17 protein-coding genes are annotated in these 14,881 nt (G+C 63.6%); 10 read left to right on the top strand and 7 right to left on the bottom strand.

From position 1 onward, the window contains the following. Positions 1-87: 87 nt before the first annotated feature. From BX591_RS11480 to BX591_RS11470, 3 genes are all read right to left on the bottom strand, one after another. Positions 88-1,737 carry an MFS transporter gene (locus tag BX591_RS11480; RefSeq protein ID WP_111931316.1) on the bottom strand — a complete coding sequence of 550 codons (1,650 nt, stop codon included), beginning with the start codon at positions 1,735-1,737 and terminating at the stop codon, positions 88-90. A 133-nt stretch (positions 1,738-1,870) separates the two neighbouring features. Beyond that, entirely contained in the window at positions 1,871-2,539 is a 669-nt protein-coding gene (locus BX591_RS11475) for a GntR family transcriptional regulator (RefSeq protein ID WP_111931314.1), read from the bottom strand. Positions 2,540-2,686: 147 nt separating this feature from the next. Then, a complete protein-coding gene (locus tag BX591_RS11470) occupies positions 2,687-3,454 on the bottom strand; it encodes a glutaredoxin domain-containing protein (protein ID WP_111931312.1) in 768 nt (255 codons plus the stop codon). Positions 3,455-3,663: 209 nt separating this feature from the next. Between BX591_RS11470 and BX591_RS11465 the strand changes: the two genes are divergently transcribed. The 10 genes from BX591_RS11465 (at position 3,664) to BX591_RS11420 (ending at position 12,999) form a co-directional block, all read left to right on the top strand. Beyond that, the gene (locus BX591_RS11465) at positions 3,664-4,551 is read left to right on the top strand and encodes a LysR family transcriptional regulator (protein ID WP_111931310.1); all 888 of its coding nucleotides are present in this window, start codon (positions 3,664-3,666) and stop codon (positions 4,549-4,551) included. 209 nt (positions 4,552-4,760) lie between these two features. Further along, positions 4,761-5,456 carry a GntR family transcriptional regulator gene (locus BX591_RS11460; protein WP_111931539.1) on the top strand — a complete coding sequence of 232 codons (696 nt, stop codon included), beginning with the start codon at positions 4,761-4,763 and terminating at the stop codon, positions 5,454-5,456. A 232-nt stretch (positions 5,457-5,688) separates the two neighbouring features. Further along, a complete protein-coding gene (locus BX591_RS11455; protein ID WP_111931537.1) occupies positions 5,689-6,672 on the top strand; it encodes an ABC transporter substrate-binding protein in 984 nt (327 codons plus the stop codon). Positions 6,673-6,679: 7 nt separating this feature from the next. Then, complete coding sequence (locus BX591_RS11450; RefSeq protein WP_111931308.1) at positions 6,680-7,543, top strand: ABC transporter ATP-binding protein; 864 nt, start codon at positions 6,680-6,682, stop codon at positions 7,541-7,543. Then, positions 7,540-8,298 (top strand): ABC transporter permease, encoded by a 759-nt coding sequence (locus BX591_RS11445; protein WP_111931306.1) that lies wholly within the window; start codon positions 7,540-7,542, stop codon positions 8,296-8,298. Before BX591_RS11450 ends, BX591_RS11445 begins: the two co-directional genes overlap by 4 nt. After that, entirely contained in the window at positions 8,295-9,071 is a 777-nt protein-coding gene (locus BX591_RS11440) for an ABC transporter permease (RefSeq protein ID WP_111931304.1), read from the top strand. The genes BX591_RS11445 and BX591_RS11440 overlap by 4 nt, the downstream gene beginning before the upstream one ends. Positions 9,072-9,084: 13 nt before the next feature. Continuing rightward, a complete protein-coding gene (locus BX591_RS11435) occupies positions 9,085-9,975 on the top strand; it encodes an isocitrate lyase/PEP mutase family protein (protein WP_111931302.1) in 891 nt (296 codons plus the stop codon). After that, a complete protein-coding gene (gene leuC / locus BX591_RS11430; protein WP_111931300.1) occupies positions 9,972-11,390 on the top strand; it encodes a 3-isopropylmalate dehydratase large subunit in 1,419 nt (472 codons plus the stop codon). Before BX591_RS11435 ends, leuC begins: the two co-directional genes overlap by 4 nt. Beyond that, complete coding sequence (gene leuD / locus BX591_RS11425) at positions 11,387-12,007, top strand: 3-isopropylmalate dehydratase small subunit (RefSeq protein WP_111931298.1); 621 nt, start codon at positions 11,387-11,389, stop codon at positions 12,005-12,007. The genes leuC and leuD overlap by 4 nt, the downstream gene beginning before the upstream one ends. Positions 12,008-12,123: 116 nt before the next feature. Continuing rightward, positions 12,124-12,999, top strand: a complete 876-nt coding sequence (locus tag BX591_RS11420; protein WP_244146945.1) for an isocitrate lyase/PEP mutase family protein — start codon at positions 12,124-12,126, stop codon at positions 12,997-12,999. Between the two features lie 117 nt (positions 13,000-13,116). Here BX591_RS11420 and BX591_RS11415 read toward each other — a convergent pair whose 3' ends face one another. From BX591_RS11415 to BX591_RS11400, 4 genes are all read right to left on the bottom strand, one after another. Beyond that, positions 13,117-13,398 carry a DUF3303 domain-containing protein gene (locus BX591_RS11415; RefSeq protein ID WP_111931288.1) on the bottom strand — a complete coding sequence of 94 codons (282 nt, stop codon included), beginning with the start codon at positions 13,396-13,398 and terminating at the stop codon, positions 13,117-13,119. A gap of 322 nt (positions 13,399-13,720) precedes the next feature. After that, a complete protein-coding gene (locus BX591_RS11410; RefSeq protein WP_111931286.1) occupies positions 13,721-13,939 on the bottom strand; it encodes a hypothetical protein in 219 nt (72 codons plus the stop codon). A gap of 187 nt (positions 13,940-14,126) precedes the next feature. Continuing rightward, the gene (locus tag BX591_RS11405) at positions 14,127-14,411 is read right to left on the bottom strand and encodes a hypothetical protein (RefSeq protein ID WP_111931279.1); all 285 of its coding nucleotides are present in this window, start codon (positions 14,409-14,411) and stop codon (positions 14,127-14,129) included. Positions 14,412-14,508: 97 nt separating this feature from the next. Further along, positions 14,509-14,784, bottom strand: a complete 276-nt coding sequence (locus tag BX591_RS11400) for a hypothetical protein (RefSeq protein ID WP_111931277.1) — start codon at positions 14,782-14,784, stop codon at positions 14,509-14,511. Between the last annotated feature and the right edge of the window lie 97 nt (positions 14,785-14,881).

Raw genomic sequence — 14,881 nt, 5'->3', positions numbered from 1 at the left:
AGCCACGCAGCGCCCATCGTGAGAAGGGTTCGCGATCGGCAGATCGACGTCTTTAGTCAGCAAACCGCATGCCTGGGAGGTGCCCGTCTAGCGCGCGCTGCGCGGCACGGGAGGAGCGGCGTCGGCCGGTGTTGGGACGTCCGGCGCGAGGACGGTGTCCGGATAGCCGATCCGCACCGGCGGTACGAACCAGGCCAGGCAGAGGCCGACCAGCGCGGCGGCGCCCGCGACCAGAATGCCGATGTGAATCGACTGCACGAGGGCGTCGCGCGCGGAATTCATCATCGCGTCGCCCGCGTGGCCGGCGCTGACCAGCCGGTTGATCAATGCCGCCTGTTCCGCGCGATCCACCAGCAACTCGGGACTGGCGAACGATTTGAACCACTGCGTTGCCTGATACGAATCGAGCGAACGATGAACGCCGCGCGAGTAGAGATGGCCGAGCAGGGCGCCGGTCATCACCGTGCCGAGCATGCCGCCGAAGGTCCGCAGCGATTGCAGCAGCGCGGTCGCCGCCCCGACGTGATCGCGCGCGACGATCTGTTGCGAACAGACCGTCAGACTGGTGGCGACCAGGCCGAGGCCGAGTCCGCTGATGCCCATGCACGACATCCACACGAGATGCGGCTCGTTGCCGTGCAGCGCGACCACGCTGAGGCACGCCAGCGCGGACAGCGCAAAACCCGCATACATGATGCCGTTCGCGCGCCGGATTCGTGTGACGATCCGGTTGTTGACCACGCTGCCGATCGTCGTGCCCAGCAGCAACGGCGTGATCAGCATGCCCGAATCGTGGGCGGACATTGCATAGCCGCCTTGAAATAGCAGCGGCACATAGAACACCAGCGAAAACAGCGCGAAGCCGCCGAGCACCGACATCGCGAACAGCGCGGACAGCTTGCGATCCATCAGCATGTCCACGGGCACGATCGGATAGCCGACGCGGCGTTCCCACAGCCATAGAATCAGCGCGCAACTCGCCGCGACGGCGGTCAGCGCGATCGTCATCGTGTCGACGCCATGTTTCGGAAACAACTCGATCAGCACTTGCAACGTGCCGAACGTGAGCGCGAGCACGCACGCGCCGAGCCAGTCGAGCCGGACCGGCCCCGCGCGCCGCAATTGATGCAGGGGCGGCAAAAAGCGCTGCACGAATAGCAGCGAGACCAGCCCGACCGGCACGTTGACGAAGAACACCAGCCGCCAGCCGCCGTATTGCGTCAGCATGCCGCCGAGCGTGGGCCCCACCATATTGGCCACGCCGAACGAGGACGTGACGAACACCAGCCAGCGCAGCCGCCGCTTCGGATCGGGGAACAGATCGGCGACGGTGGCGAACACCGTGCCGATCAGAATGCCGCCGCCGATCCCTTGCAGGCCGCGCGACAGGACGAGCAGCAGCATGCTGCCGGCGAGCCCGCACAACACGGAAGCGCCGGTGAACAGGATGATCGCGGCGATCAGAAAGGGCTTGCGGCCGAACTGGTCGCCGAGCCGCCCGAAGATCGGAATCGTAATGACGGAGGCCAGCATGTACGACGTCGCGACCCACGCGTACAGGTCGAAGCCTTTCAACTCGGCGACGATACGCGGCAGCGCGGTGCCCACGATGGTTTGATCCAGCGCGACCAGCATCGCGACGAACGAGATGCCGAGCATGGCCAGCAGCGATTCGCGGAACGGCAGGAGTTGCCCGCTGGGGATGTTGGAAGGCGCTGCACTCGACGCTACGGTCATGACGTGCCTATCTGAATGGGCGAGGCGTTCATCAGCATGATAGGTGAGCGGGAGGCCGGGGGCGTCGCCGCGTGCGGACATTCGTTCGCCAGGCCGGCGCGAGCGCGTTGGCGTCGATCCGGTTTGCCATGGTTCACACCTCGAGAATGCGGAATCGCCGCAACGTCTCGATCTCGAACTGCAGACAATTCGCGCGATAGTCGCGGCACAGGCGTTCGGCGGTCGCGCCGTCGCCGGCACGGATCGCGCCCACGATCGCCCGATGTTGCGCCGCCGGCAGATCGGCCAACGCGGTGAGACGTAGAGTGAGGTCGCGCACCCGTCGAATCTGATCCCGGCATTCGTTGACGATCTGCGTGAGCCGAGGATTGCCGCCCAGCTTCAGCAGATGCGCGTAAAAGGCCTCGTCGGCGGCGCTCCAGGCGGCAAGGTCGTTTTTCTCGCGCGCCCGTTCCATGGCGTTGCAGGCCTGATCGAAGAGTGCCAGGTCTTTGGCGCGCAGCGTCGCCGCCGCGGCGATGCCCGCAGCGGTTGCTTCGAGGCTGCTTTGCACCTGGTTGATTTCCTCGATATCCGCAAGCGACACCTGACGTACGCGAATGCCGTGACGTGGCACGATCTGCAGCAGGTTTTCCTTCTGCAGACGCACGAGCGCCTCCCGCACGGGCGTGCGGCTCACGCCGAACAGACTGACGAGGTCGCGTTCCAGCAATTGCATGCCGGGACGCAACTCATTGCTGAGGATTTTGGTGCGTAACTGTTGATACACCGAGTCGGTGGATTTTTCGCGCAGCGTGGTCATCTGTTTCTGTCTCGCCGACGGATTGAAGGCGATTCTGCCACGCAGACGCGAAAGATGGGTTCAGTTTATGAACCGCTTGCGACACTCCGTCATGCTTTCAATGCGGCGCTTTCCGTGCCGCACAACCGCGCACAGCCGGATCGGCCGTCATCTGTCCCACACTTCATCGGGCAGCGGTAAGCCGGCCAGATCCTGAGCCGTTAGCGGCCGGTCGACCGCCACGCCTTCGCTTTCCAGCATCAGCATGACCTGCCGCGTGTGTTGCGCACTATGCCACGCGGTGCGCTCCAGCACTTCGTGCATCGGCCGTCTTCCATAGTAAGTGGGTACGTCGTAGCTCAACGAGCGATCCGTCTCGGCCTGCCACCAGGCGCGCAAGTGCGCTCTCACGCTGTCGCCCCATGCGGCGATTTCCTGAGGTCCCCAGTCGGCGGGCGGTACCTCGTCGAATCCTTCAAAACGCAATTCGATCTGCTGCGCGGCTTCGATTCCCATCTCGGCAACGCGGAAGACGTGAAACGTCAGCCCGGCCGGCGTCCGGTTGCGATTCCTGAACGGCTCGCGATATGCGGCGCCGCTGAATTGCCGTGTATAACGCGCGTTCGATTCGAGCACGAGTTCGAGGCGGCTGACCAGTTCCGCCGGCGGCAGCGGCGTCATGATCTTCGTCTTCAGATCCAGAAACTTGATGACGTCGTTGATCGACTGACAGAACGTGTAGCGGCCGCCGAGCGCGACCACGGGCACGCTACGCGCGCCCAGCGCGGCCAGTTGCCGGGCGCCGTCCGGATCGTTATGCACGTCGATCGATTCGAATTCGATGCCCTGCTTCGTCAGAAACTCCTTGGTGCGTAGGCACGACGAACAGCCGGGTTGCCAGAACACTTTGATCTTTGCGTGGGTCGCGGTTTGCATCGCTGCCTCCTTTCGCACGGTTCGCCTCGAACGAGGCCGCCGGTCAACGTCATTGTTGCCAGGCCGCGTGGGCGTGCAAAGCATTGCTTGACCATGCCGTCATCGCGCGCCACGATGGCGGGAAAACGTGTCGGTGGTGGAGACACGCACACGCCGTACCGGGGTGCGCCGAATCCCTCGGCGAACCCGGCTACCTGCCACGGGGCGTCATGCCGACACTCGATCCGCTTTCGCTCAGGCTGTTCGTTGCCGTCGCCGAAACCGGCACGATCGCGGCCGCCGCGCAGCGCGAACATATCGCGGCGGCGGCCGTCAGCAAACGCATCAGCGAGATCGAAGCCACCTTGGGCGTGGCGCTGTTACGGCGCACCAACAAAGGCGTGATGCCGACCGCCGCCGGGGAACGGCTGGTTGCGCTGGCGCACCGCGCGCTGCATGAACTCGACGACATTGCCGTGCAGATGCGCGATTACGCCAGCGGCGCCAGCGGGCTGATCCGGCTGGTCGCGAATGTATCGTCGGTCGTGCAGTTCCTGCCGCGCGAAATCCAGTCGTTTGCCGCGCAGCATCCGCGCATTCAGATCCAGCTCGAAGAAAAACCCAGTACAGGGGTGGTGAAAGCCGTTGCCGATAACGCGGCGGATATCGGCGTGTTCACCTCCGTGCCGCATGGCTACGACGTGCAAACCTTCCCGTATCGCCGCGATTCCCTGACGCTCGTCACGCCGGCGGGGCATGCGCTGGCGCACCGTCAGGCCGTGGCTTTCGCGGACACGCTCGACTTCGAGTACGTCGGTTTGCAGCCCGATACGGCCATCAGTCAGCAACTCACGCGCGCGGCGCACGCTCACGCGCGCCCGGTCAATCTGCGCATTCAGGTGACGAGCTACGACGCCCAATGTTTGATGATTGCGGCGGGACTCGGGCTCGGCGTCATGCCGCGTGCGATCGCGCAGGAGCAGGCGGACAAGCTGGGTTTGTCGATCGTCGCGCTGACCGATGCGTGGGCGGAGCGCGATCTGCTGTTAGCGGTACGGTCGCTGGAGGCGTTGCCGGTGGCGTGCCGCATGCTGGTCGCGCATCTGCGCGGTGGGTAACCGGCGTTTGCCGTGTCTGCCGCCGGTTTGCCATGCAGGTGTAGCGCATTGCATTAAGCGTTTCCCTTCATGCCGCCTGACGCTGTGCGGTGCTAGCATCGAAACGATCGCGTGTTGCGCCCGGCGTTCGCCAGCCTGCACGCTACGCATACCGCCGTGCGGAATAGACGGATAGCCGCGTGCGCTTCGGCGCCGCCTGGAGGAGCGTCGTGCCAAAACTCAAATCGGCCACCCAACCCGAAGCGCGCAACGGCAACTCATCGCAACTCGCCTATGAAAGTCTCCGGCAAAAAATCATGGAAAGCGAGCTGACGCCCGGCTCTTACGTGCTCGAACAGGAACTCGCGCTCATGCTCGGCGTGAGCCGCACGCCGATCCGCGAAGCGGCGATCCGTTTGCAAGGCGAGGGGCTGGTCGAGATCGTGCCGCGTCACGGCATTCGCATCGTGCCGACCTCCGTGTCCGATATCAGCCATATCTACCAGGTGCTGATCAGCCTCGAATCGACTGCTGCGGGATTGGTGGCCGCGCGCGGCGGCGTCGACCTGAGTCCACTCGACAACGCCTGCCAGCAGATGACCGACGCGCTTGCCCTGCAGGACATGCAAGCCTGGGCCGCCGCCGACGAAGCCTTCCACGAAGCACTCGTGCAGCTCGGCGGCAATACGCGGCTCGCGCAGGTCGTCATGAATTGCCGCGACCAGGTGCATCGCGTACGACGCTTCACGCAACAGTTGCGGCCGCATCCACAGCCGAAAAAATCGATTGCCGAGCATTACGAAATCATCGACGCGATCCGTCGCGGCGATGCAGCGCGAGCGAGTCGCTTATACCGCCTTCATCGCGAACGCGGCTGGCGCGAACAGACTGCGGTGCTGCAGCAACACGGCATTCATCAGGCTTGAAAAGCCCTTTAAAACCGACGAATTCACGTCGGCACGACGGGTAAACCCAGCCGTTTTCTCGTGCCGATGTTCTGTACTTTTGACGATTTAATGCATACATTAACTTACACAGTGAGCGACGGAAGTCGCCTCGACGGAGCCGCTTGCTGACCCGTCGCCGGCGTCACGGCGCGCGGCGGCATAACGAAAATGGCGGGCATTCAACCGTCAATCGTGGATGGAGACGAACCACATGAACGCGATTCGCAATGTCGTGCGGGGTATCTGCCTGAGCGCGACGCTGACGCTTGCGAGCGTCGGCGCCCAGGCCAGTTCGCTGACGGTGACGCATTGGGGTGACGGTATGTACGGCGTGCCGTTCGCGGTTGCGCTGGACAAAGGTTTCTTCAAGGACGAGAAAGTCGACGTCACCGGTTTCATCACATCGGAAGGCGGTGGAACCAGCATTCGCAACGCGATGGCATCCGACATTCCGTACGGCGAGGTGGCGTTGCCTGCGGCAATCGCGGCGGTGAAACAGGGCGTCGATCTGACGATCGTGCACGGCGGCGTGCAGAGTCTCGGCGACCTCGTGTGGGTCGAACTGAAGAACGGCTCGATCACCAATATCAAGCAGATGAAGGGCAAGACGATCGGCTACAGCAGTCCCAAATCGACGACCGACATGATCTCCACGATCGCGCTCGACCGGGTCGGCCTGCTGGGCCAGGTGCAGCGCAAACCGGTGGGCAGTTCGAGCGGCATGCTCACGTCGCTTCAGCAGGGCGCGGTCGACGTCGGCTATATGACCGAGCCGTCGTATAGCGCGAAGAAAGAGGGCCTGCGCATCGCATTTCGTTCGAACGATGTCGTGCCGAACGAAACGCAAACGGTTGGGATTGTCCGCACCGACTATCTGAAGGCGCATCCCGAGGTAATTCGCGGCATTATCCTGGCGCGCCGCAAGGCGGTGATCTACATGGCCGCGCATCGCGCCGAGGCCGCGCAGATCCTCGCGAAGGAATACAAGATGGACCCGGCGGTCGCCGCGTCGGCCATCAACAACGTGCTCGACGCCGATCCGAAGTACTGGAGCGAAGGCAGTCTCGACTACAAGAGCATGGACGAGGTACTCAAGGGCCTCGTGCTGGTCAAGGCCATTCCGGAAGGGCCATTCGACTGGTCGAAGATCGTCGACGAGTCGATGCTGCCCGCCGATTTGCGCAGCAAGAAGTGAGGTCGCGATGAGCGCGTTATCCCGCCACAAAGCCAATATCTCGGTGGTCGCACCGAGCGCGCTGTCGCCCGACGGCAAGCGTATCGAAGCCACACTCACCGACGTCACGCGCATCTATCCGGGCACGGGCGGCAAGCCGCCGTTTCACGCGCTCGGCCCCGTGAGCCTCGAATTGCGTGCCGGCGAGTTCTTCTCCGTGGTGGGGCCGTCGGGCTGCGGCAAGTCCACGCTGCTCGACGTGCTGGCCGGTCTGAATCCCGCCAGCGGCGGCACGGTCACCTTCGAAGGCACGCCGGTCGGTGCGCAAGTGCCGGACGGGGTCGCCGTGGTATTTCAGGAAGACGCGAGTTTTCCGTGGCTCAACGTGTTCGACAACGCCGCGTTCGCCGCGCGTCAGGCCGGCGTCGCCGAGGCGGAAGTGCGCGAGCGGGTCGACCACGCGCTGTCGTTCATGGGACTCAAACGGTTTGCGAGTGCCTACCCCGCGCAGTTGTCGGGCGGCATGCGCCAACGGGTTTGCATCGCGCGTGCCATGGTGGTGCGGCCGCGCCTGCTGTTGCTCGACGAACCGTTCGGCGCGCTCGATCAGCAAACCCGTCTGCTGATGGGCGACGAAACCTTGAAGCTATGGCGCGATACCGGCGCGACCGTTTTGCTGATCACGCACTCCATCGACGAAGCCGTGTTGCTGTCCGACCGCATTGGCGTGATGTCGGCGTGTCCAGGCCGGTTCATCGCGACGATCGACACCGGTTGGCCGCGTCTGCGTGACAGCACGACGGCGCTCGACGCGCGCTTCGGCGAATTGACCGCGCAAGTGTGGGGCTTGCTGCGCGAGGAAGCGCTAAAAGCACTCGGGAGTCAGCAATGAATACGGCCGCGCGTTGGCGGCTCGGCCTGATCGTCGGTCTGATCGTGCTGCTGGAAATCGCGAGCCGCGCCGCGTGGATCAATCCGGTTTCGTTCATTCCGCCGTCGCGAATGATCGTGAGCGCCGTGCAACTGCTGTGGTCCGGCGAATACACGTCGGACATTCTGCAAACGCTCGGCAGCGCCTTGCTCGCGGTGGTGCTGGCAGTCGTGGTGGGTTTCGTCGGCGGCGTGCTGCTGTTCCGGTTGCCGCGCGTGCGGCGGGTCCTCGACCCGCTGCTGCTGTCGTACTACGCGGTGCCGGTGTTCGTGCTCTATCCGATCCTGATCGTGCTGCTCGGCCTGAATCGTTGGCCGCTGGTGGGCATCGGCTTTCTGTTCGCGGTGGTCGCGATGGCGGTGAATACGCTCAATGGTCTGGAACGCGTGCCGCGTGTGCTGCTGCGCACCGCCCGCGTGTGCCGTCTGAATACGTTCGATGAAATCCGGCTGATCACGTTGCCGTCGAGTTTGCCGTTTGTGTTTACCGGCATCAAATTGACGGTGGTGTATGCGTTTATCGCCGTCGTGGCCGGGGAATTCGTGCTGTCGGGTTCGGGCTTCGGCTATCAGATCGCCTTCGCATACAACAACTTCGACAACCCGACCATGTACGGCCTGATGGTGCTGATGCTGTTGTTCGTCGGCACGGTGAACGCGCTGCTACGGTCGGCCGAAGCACGCCTTTACCGGCGGATTCGCAGGGAGGCGGCATGAGCACCATCGTCGTTGCACACACCATCAAACCGCGGCATGCGCGCCGCTGGCTCGACGGCGTGGTCCTGCTGGCCGTGCTGATCGTGCTGTGGCAAATATCGAGCGAGATGCTGGGGCCTGACGTGCTCACCACGCCATGGCGCACGGTGATGCGCGCGGTTCATATTGTCAGCGACCCGGATTTCCCGGCGAGTCTATCCGTGACCGCATTCGCGTTCGGTTCGGCGTTTTTTATCTCGGCGCTCTGTGGGGTGTGCCTCGGCATGCTGCTCGGCGCACGCAAGCTGGCCGGCGACGTCATGGAGCCCCTGATGATGGGTTTCTACTCGATCCCCAAGGTCACGTTGTATCCGGTGGTGCTGCTCGCGTTCGGCCTCGGCCTGTGGGCCAAGATCGTGTTCGGCGTGATGCACGGCATCGTGCCGATCACGATCTTCACGATGAATGCCGTGCGCAATATGCCGCCCATTTACACGCGTGCGGCACGCACGTACCGCTTGAGTCCAGTCACTTTCGCGCGCCGTATCCTGCTGCCGGCCTGTGTGCCGGAAGTGGTGGCCGGCCTGCGGATCGGCTTTTCGCTGACGCTGCTCGGCACGCTGATCGGCGAGATGTTCGCGTCGCAAAGCGGCATCGGCCACATGTTGATGATCGCGATGAATCGTAGCGAGACCAGCACGATCATGGCGCTCGCGCTGATGCTGTTCGTCTTCGCGACGCTCGTCAATCTGCTGTTGCTGGCGTGGCAACGGCGTCTTACTCACAGCAATTGAGCAGGAGCGTTCGATGAGTACTCCCGGAAAGCTGAAAGCGATTCTCAAGAGCGGACGTTTCGTCGTCGCGCCCGGTGTATTCGACATGTTCTCGGCGCGGGTCGCCGATCGCTTGCCGTTCGAAGCGTTGTACATGACCGGTTATGGTGTCTCAGGGTCCTATCTGGGCGTTGCCGATGCGGGTCTCGTCAGTTATGCGGACATGGTAGGGCGCGCACGGCAGATCGCCGAAGGCATCGGCAAGCCGTTGATCGCGGATGCCGATACGGGCTTCGGCGGCCTGCTCAACGTGCGGCATACCGTACGCGGCTACGAAGCCGCAGGCGTGCAGGCAATCCAGATGGAAGACCAGGTGATGCCGAAAAAATGCGGCCACACCCAGGGCCGTCAGGTCGTGCCGCTGGACGACATGCTGAAGAAAATCGAGGTCGCGCTCGAGGCCCGTCGCAGCGACGACATGCTGATCATCGCTCGCACCGACTCGCGCACCACGCTCGGCCTCGACGAAGCGATCCGCCGCGGCAAGGCTTTCGCTCGCGCGGGCGCGGATATCGTATTCGTCGAATCGCCGGAAAGCGCTGAAGAATTTCAGCGGATCGGCGGAGAACTTGCCGATTGCGGTGCGTGGCTGTTCGCCAATATGGTGCCCACGGGCCGCTCACCGGTGGTCGCGAGCAGCACGCTGAAAGCGTGGGGCTTCAGCATCGCGATCTATCCGTCGATCGGCATGGCGGCGGCGACTTCCGCGTTGGACAGCGCCTACCGTCATCTGCTCGAACACGGCGATTCGCTCGATCTCCAGGTGCCGTCGTTCACCATGGACCAGTTGCACGAACTGGTCGGCTTTCCCGAGGTATGGGCGTTCGAGAAACGCCACGCGCAAAACGGCGAGGCGGCGTCATGAACGCGCCTCGCACGCTGTTCGACAAACTATGGGACAGCCACACGATTGCAAACTTGCCTGGCGCCGTCGACCTGTTGCAGGTGGACCGCAATCTGATGCACGAACTGACCGGCGTCGAAGCGATCCGCGTGCTCGAAGCGCGCAGTTTGCCGGTCAGCAATCCGGAGTTGACCTTCGCGACGCTCGATCACGTGATTTCCACGCAACCCGGCCGCCGCGCCGGCGACGCGGATTGGAGCACGACCATGGTCGACGCGATGCGCGAGCAGATGACGCAGCACGCCATTCCGCTGTTCGATATCGGCGCGCACGGCCAGCAGGGCATCGTGCACGTGATCGGTCCGGAGTTGGGGTTGTCGTTGCCGGGTACGTTGATCGTTTGCGCGGATAGTCACACCTGCACGCATGGCGCGCTGGGTGCGCTGGCGTTCGGCATCGGCTCCACGGAACTGGTGCATGTGCTGGCAACGCAAACGGTACGTCAGAAGAAACCGCGCACCATGCGGGTCCGTTTCAACGGCAGCGTTGCCGAAGGCGTCACTGCCAAGGACATGATTCTGTACGTGATCGGCGCGCTCGGCGCGAGCGCGGGGACCGGCTATGCCGTCGAATTCGCCGGCGCGGCGGTCGAGGCCTTATCGATGGAAGCGCGTTTGACGCTCTGCAATCTGACGATCGAACTCGGCGCCAAGTTCGGCCTCGTCGCACCGGACGACGTGACGTTCGCGTATCTACGCGGCCGTCCTTATGCGCCGCAAGGCGCGAGCTTTGACGCAGCGCTGGAAGACTGGCGCCGTCTGCCGAGCGACGCAGGCGCGCATTTCGACCGCGAAGTCGAGATCGACGCTTCGGCGATTGCGGTGCAAGTCACGTGGGGCACGAGTCCCGAACATGTGATCGCGATCGACGCCGCCGTGCCCGACCCCGTCGACGAAGCCGATCCGGCCCGCCGTGAAGCGCTGCAACGCGCGCTCGATTACATGGGCGTGCATGCGGGGCAGCATCTGCAGGAGTTGAGTGTAGACCGCGTGTTTATCGGCTCGTGCACCAACAGCCGCATTGAAGACTTGCAGGCGGCCGCGCGTGTCGTCGCGGGACATCATGTGGCCGATGGCGTCACCGCGTGGGTCGTGCCGGGTTCGCTGAGCGTCGCACGGGAAGCGGAGGCGCAGGGGCTCGCGCAAGTATTCCGCGCGGCGGGCTTCGACTGGCGCGAGCCCGGCTGCTCGATGTGTGTCGGCGCGAATGGCGACGTGGTAGGACGTGGCGAGCGTTGCGTGTCCACCTCGAATCGGAATTTCGTCGGCCGGCAAGGACCGGGTGCGCGCACGCATCTGGCGAGTCCCGCCGTCGCGGCGGCCAGCGCACTGGCCGGCCATATCGCCGCGCCCGCGCGTGCCGGAGTCGTTCGATGAAAGCGTTCACGGTAGTCAAGGGTCCGGCCGCGCCGCTGCTGCGCAATAACGTCGACACCGACCTGATCATTCGCATCGAACGAATCTCGCAACTCGTGCGCGGTCAACTCGGGCCGTGGCTATTCGAAACGCTGCGCTATCGCGACGGCGGTCCCGAGCAAGGCGAACGCCAGGACTTCGTGTTGAATCAGCCTGCGTTCCGGCACGCCTCGATTCTGCTGGGCGGCGCGAATTTCGGTTGCGGCAGTTCGCGTGAGATGGCGGTGTGGGCGCTCGAAGAGTTCGGTATTCGCTGCGTGATCGCGCCTTCGTTCGGCGATATCTTCTTCAACAATTGTCTGCAGAACGGGTTGCTGCCGGTGTGTCTCGACGCGAAGTCGATCGAGTCGCTCGCTGCCGCCGCAGCGGACGGCGAACCGCTCGAAGTCGATTTGCGCGCACTCGAAATTCGCGCGAACGGTCGGGCGCCGATTCCGTTCGAATTCGACGCCGCGCGTCGCGCGGTGCTGCTCGAAGGACTCGACGAGGTCGACCAGACGCTGCGTCTCGCCGCCGACATCGACGCTTTTCGCCGCGAGGATCGCGCGAGGCGTGCCTGGGCTTACCTGCCGCAATAGCGCACCGACGTGGGGCCCGCGCGAACCGTTGCGCACGCCGCACGTCACGAGCATGGCCTGATCCGACCTTGACTGGGAGAAGCACCGTGAGCCGTTCCGCACGTTTCAGAGAATTGTTGAAGTCCCCTCCCTTTGTTTGCCTTGGCGCGCACGATGCGTTGACCGCGAAGCTCGCCGAACAGGCGGGCGCCAAGGCGATCTACGTGAGCGGGTTCGCGGCGTCCGGCATTCTGGCTGGCGAGCCGGATGTGGGCTTGCTGACGCAAACGGAGATGTTCGATCACATCCGCCGGATTTGCCGGGCCACGTCGTTGCCGGTTTTCGCCGATGCCGACACCGGCTACGGCGGCATTCTCGACGTGCAGCGCACCATTCGTCTGTGGGAAGAGGCGGGCGCTTCGGTTCTGCATCTGGAAGACCAGGCCGTGCCGAAGAAATGCGGCCACTTTGCGGGCAAGCAGGTGATTCCCAAGGAAGAGATGCAGGCGAAATTGCGCGCCATGCTGGCCGCGCGAACCGACCCGGATTTCTTCGTGGTGGCGCGTACCGATGCGATTGCCGTGACGGGTATCGACGACGCGATCGAGCGGCTGACGGCCTACGCCGAAGCCGGCGCGGATGGCCTCTATGCGGACGCGCCCGAAAGTATCGAGCACATGCAGGAACTGGTGCGAAGACTGAAGCCGCTCGGTAAGCCGATCCTGTTCAATATGGCACGCACGGGCAAAAGCCCCTATCTGACGCTCGATCAGGTGTACAAGCTCGGCTTCGACTACACGCTGTGTCCGATCGAATCGATGCTCGCGGCACACAAGGCTGTTAAAGAGATGATGGAAATATTCTTGCGCGAAGGCTCGACCGATGCGGTGGCGGATCGTCTCACGTCGTTTACGGACTTCAACCGCTTTGTCGGCCTCGACGAAGCGGTCGCGATAGAAGCGTCGTATAACGTGGCGAATGCGGAGTTGGAACGCAAAGCCGACGCTGCGTGAAGCGGGCAATATCGGACCGGTACAAGGTCATGCGCCGGTCCAACGAATCTTCTCCGCTTCGTTCTGGTTTATCTGAACGATACATCCCTGCGCAAACGCGAAGAACTCGCTAACTGACTAGTGCGACGCCTGATGTTTGCCGAGCGCGGCGCCGAGTTCTTCGTCGGTCATGGCGGGCACGATGCTCATGGTCAGCAAGTCGCCCCATTCGAGCGCCAGTGCCGACAATCCCCGCGCGTCGTCCGTCTCGACGATCGCGAAGCCATGCAGTCCGGCCGTCGCGTGCCAACGTCCAAGCAGCTTGACGCCTTCCGGCGTTTTGCCGCCCGTTTTCATGAAGCGTTCGATCACGGAACGCTCCGCAGTGGGCAGACCATTCCATTGCACGATGAATTTCATGGGGTGTCTCCAATCGTGAATTCGCAAGGGCGGTGCGTGGCACGCCGCGATCACAAATGCGCCGGCAAGCTGTCCGATTAACGCGTGCTATTGGCGGACGGCGTGAATCGAACCACGCGGCGTTCTACTCAGCATAGGCGAGTGAGCGACGGCCAATGTCGCTGCCTGCGGACAATCGCCAGGCCGAAAAAGCAGATGCCCCGTCGCATTGAATGCGTGGCGAGGCATCGTATTTCCAAATTGCGGACCGCTCTTGCGTCCTATAGGTAGGCGCCGTGTGCGCCGCCTGCGAAGACCACGACGTCGAGGCCCCAGCCGCGGCTTAACCGCGCGGCGTCTTGCGTTGCAGCGCCGCCTTGACGATCGCCTGATGCGCGGCAGGGAAGCCCGGCGGGTAATCGACGACGCGGGCCGACGCCGGCACCAGCGGCACGGCCAGACTCGAACGCGCGCCGATCCGTGCGCCGCCGACGATGGCAGCCATCGCTTCGCGGTCGAGTTCGACATTGTCGATGAGGTCTTTGATGACGAGCTGGGTCATGGCGGCTCCGCAAAAGAAGTCGAGCGGCTGGCCGGTGCGATGGTCCGGACGCCGCTCGTGGTAATGCTGAATGTGCTGAGGTCTCCTCGCACAAACAGTATAGGAAATCTGGTCGGCGCTCGCCTGCTGTTTATGCACGAACCGCCGTGGCGTTGCGCAGTCCCCGGCGCTCCGCGACGGCGGTTCGTCACACGCTGGCGAAGTTTGCGCCCGACAGCGACGGGCTGACGTTCAGGCGCGGCATCACGAAGCCCGCGCCGATCACGCCGACGTTGTTGAGTGCGGCAACGTTGACGTACTGCATCTGGGTGAGGTTCTGGCTCACCGAGACGTTGACGTTGGCGATGCCGGCTAGGCCGCCGATCGACGGCAGACCCGGCACGCTGCTGCCGGTGCCGCCGACTACCGCCGACATGGCGCGCCGGTCGAGCTCGCGGGTGCCGGACAGATCGCGAATCATGAGGGATGACATGGTGATTCTCCAAAGGTGCGCGGAAAACGAATGGGGTCCTGAAGCGGCGAAGCAGGCCGTAGGAGGGGCATGGGCCGATGCTTCGCCGCGCCGGGCTTTACACGTGGATGTTGTTGCTCGACGTGATGCTCGGGTTGATCGTCGACGTCAGGCCGGCGGCGAAGGCGACGTTGTTGCCGTTGGCGTTCTGGATGTTCATGGACGAGTTGATCAGTTGGGTCGCGTTGACGGTCTTGCTGTTGTTGGGCGCGTACACCGGGTCAAAGCTGAAGTAGGACGACGACGGGTAGCCGTAGCCGCCGCGTACGGCGCTCATGGCCTTGCTGTCGAGTTGAGCGGTGATGGACAGGTCTTTGATGGTCAACGTGTTCATGGTAAATCTCCTGGAAGAAAACAGCACGGTGTTGCGGTTGGGTTCGAGCATCTTGTCTGCTCGAGTGTCACTAATGCATGGGCTGTGCCAGTTTTAT

It is taken from the genome of Paraburkholderia bryophila, assembly GCF_003269035.1.
Classification (GTDB): domain Bacteria; phylum Pseudomonadota; class Gammaproteobacteria; order Burkholderiales; family Burkholderiaceae; genus Paraburkholderia; species Paraburkholderia bryophila.
This window is presented reverse-complemented; position numbering and strand designations above follow the sequence as displayed.

What these genes read in the sequence shown, in the direction of transcription:
- BX591_RS11405 (WP_111931279.1), bottom strand. Translation starts at nt 14,411, where the DNA reads ATGTCATCCCTCATGATTCGCGATCTGTCCGGCACCCGCGAGCTCGAC.
- BX591_RS11410 (WP_111931286.1), bottom strand. Translation starts at nt 13,939, where the DNA reads ATGACCCAGCTCGTCATCAAAGACCTCATCGACAATGTCGAACTCGAC.
- leuD (WP_111931298.1), top strand. Translation starts at nt 11,387, where the DNA reads ATGAAAGCGTTCACGGTAGTCAAGGGTCCGGCCGCGCCGCTGCTGCGC.
- BX591_RS11435 (WP_111931302.1), top strand. Translation starts at nt 9,085, where the DNA reads ATGAGTACTCCCGGAAAGCTGAAAGCGATTCTCAAGAGCGGACGTTTC.
- BX591_RS11415 (WP_111931288.1), bottom strand. Translation starts at nt 13,398, where the DNA reads ATGAAATTCATCGTGCAATGGAATGGTCTGCCCACTGCGGAGCGTTCC.
- BX591_RS11475 (WP_111931314.1), bottom strand. Translation starts at nt 2,539, where the DNA reads ATGACCACGCTGCGCGAAAAATCCACCGACTCGGTGTATCAACAGTTA.
- leuC (WP_111931300.1), top strand. Translation starts at nt 9,972, where the DNA reads ATGAACGCGCCTCGCACGCTGTTCGACAAACTATGGGACAGCCACACG.
- BX591_RS11445 (WP_111931306.1), top strand. Translation starts at nt 7,540, where the DNA reads ATGAATACGGCCGCGCGTTGGCGGCTCGGCCTGATCGTCGGTCTGATC.
- BX591_RS11480 (WP_111931316.1), bottom strand. Translation starts at nt 1,737, where the DNA reads ATGACCGTAGCGTCGAGTGCAGCGCCTTCCAACATCCCCAGCGGGCAA.
- BX591_RS11455 (WP_111931537.1), top strand. Translation starts at nt 5,689, where the DNA reads ATGAACGCGATTCGCAATGTCGTGCGGGGTATCTGCCTGAGCGCGACG.
- BX591_RS11450 (WP_111931308.1), top strand. Translation starts at nt 6,680, where the DNA reads ATGAGCGCGTTATCCCGCCACAAAGCCAATATCTCGGTGGTCGCACCG.
- BX591_RS11440 (WP_111931304.1), top strand. Translation starts at nt 8,295, where the DNA reads ATGAGCACCATCGTCGTTGCACACACCATCAAACCGCGGCATGCGCGC.
- BX591_RS11470 (WP_111931312.1), bottom strand. Translation starts at nt 3,454, where the DNA reads ATGCAAACCGCGACCCACGCAAAGATCAAAGTGTTCTGGCAACCCGGC.
- BX591_RS11400 (WP_111931277.1), bottom strand. Translation starts at nt 14,784, where the DNA reads ATGAACACGTTGACCATCAAAGACCTGTCCATCACCGCTCAACTCGAC.
- BX591_RS11465 (WP_111931310.1), top strand. Translation starts at nt 3,664, where the DNA reads ATGCCGACACTCGATCCGCTTTCGCTCAGGCTGTTCGTTGCCGTCGCC.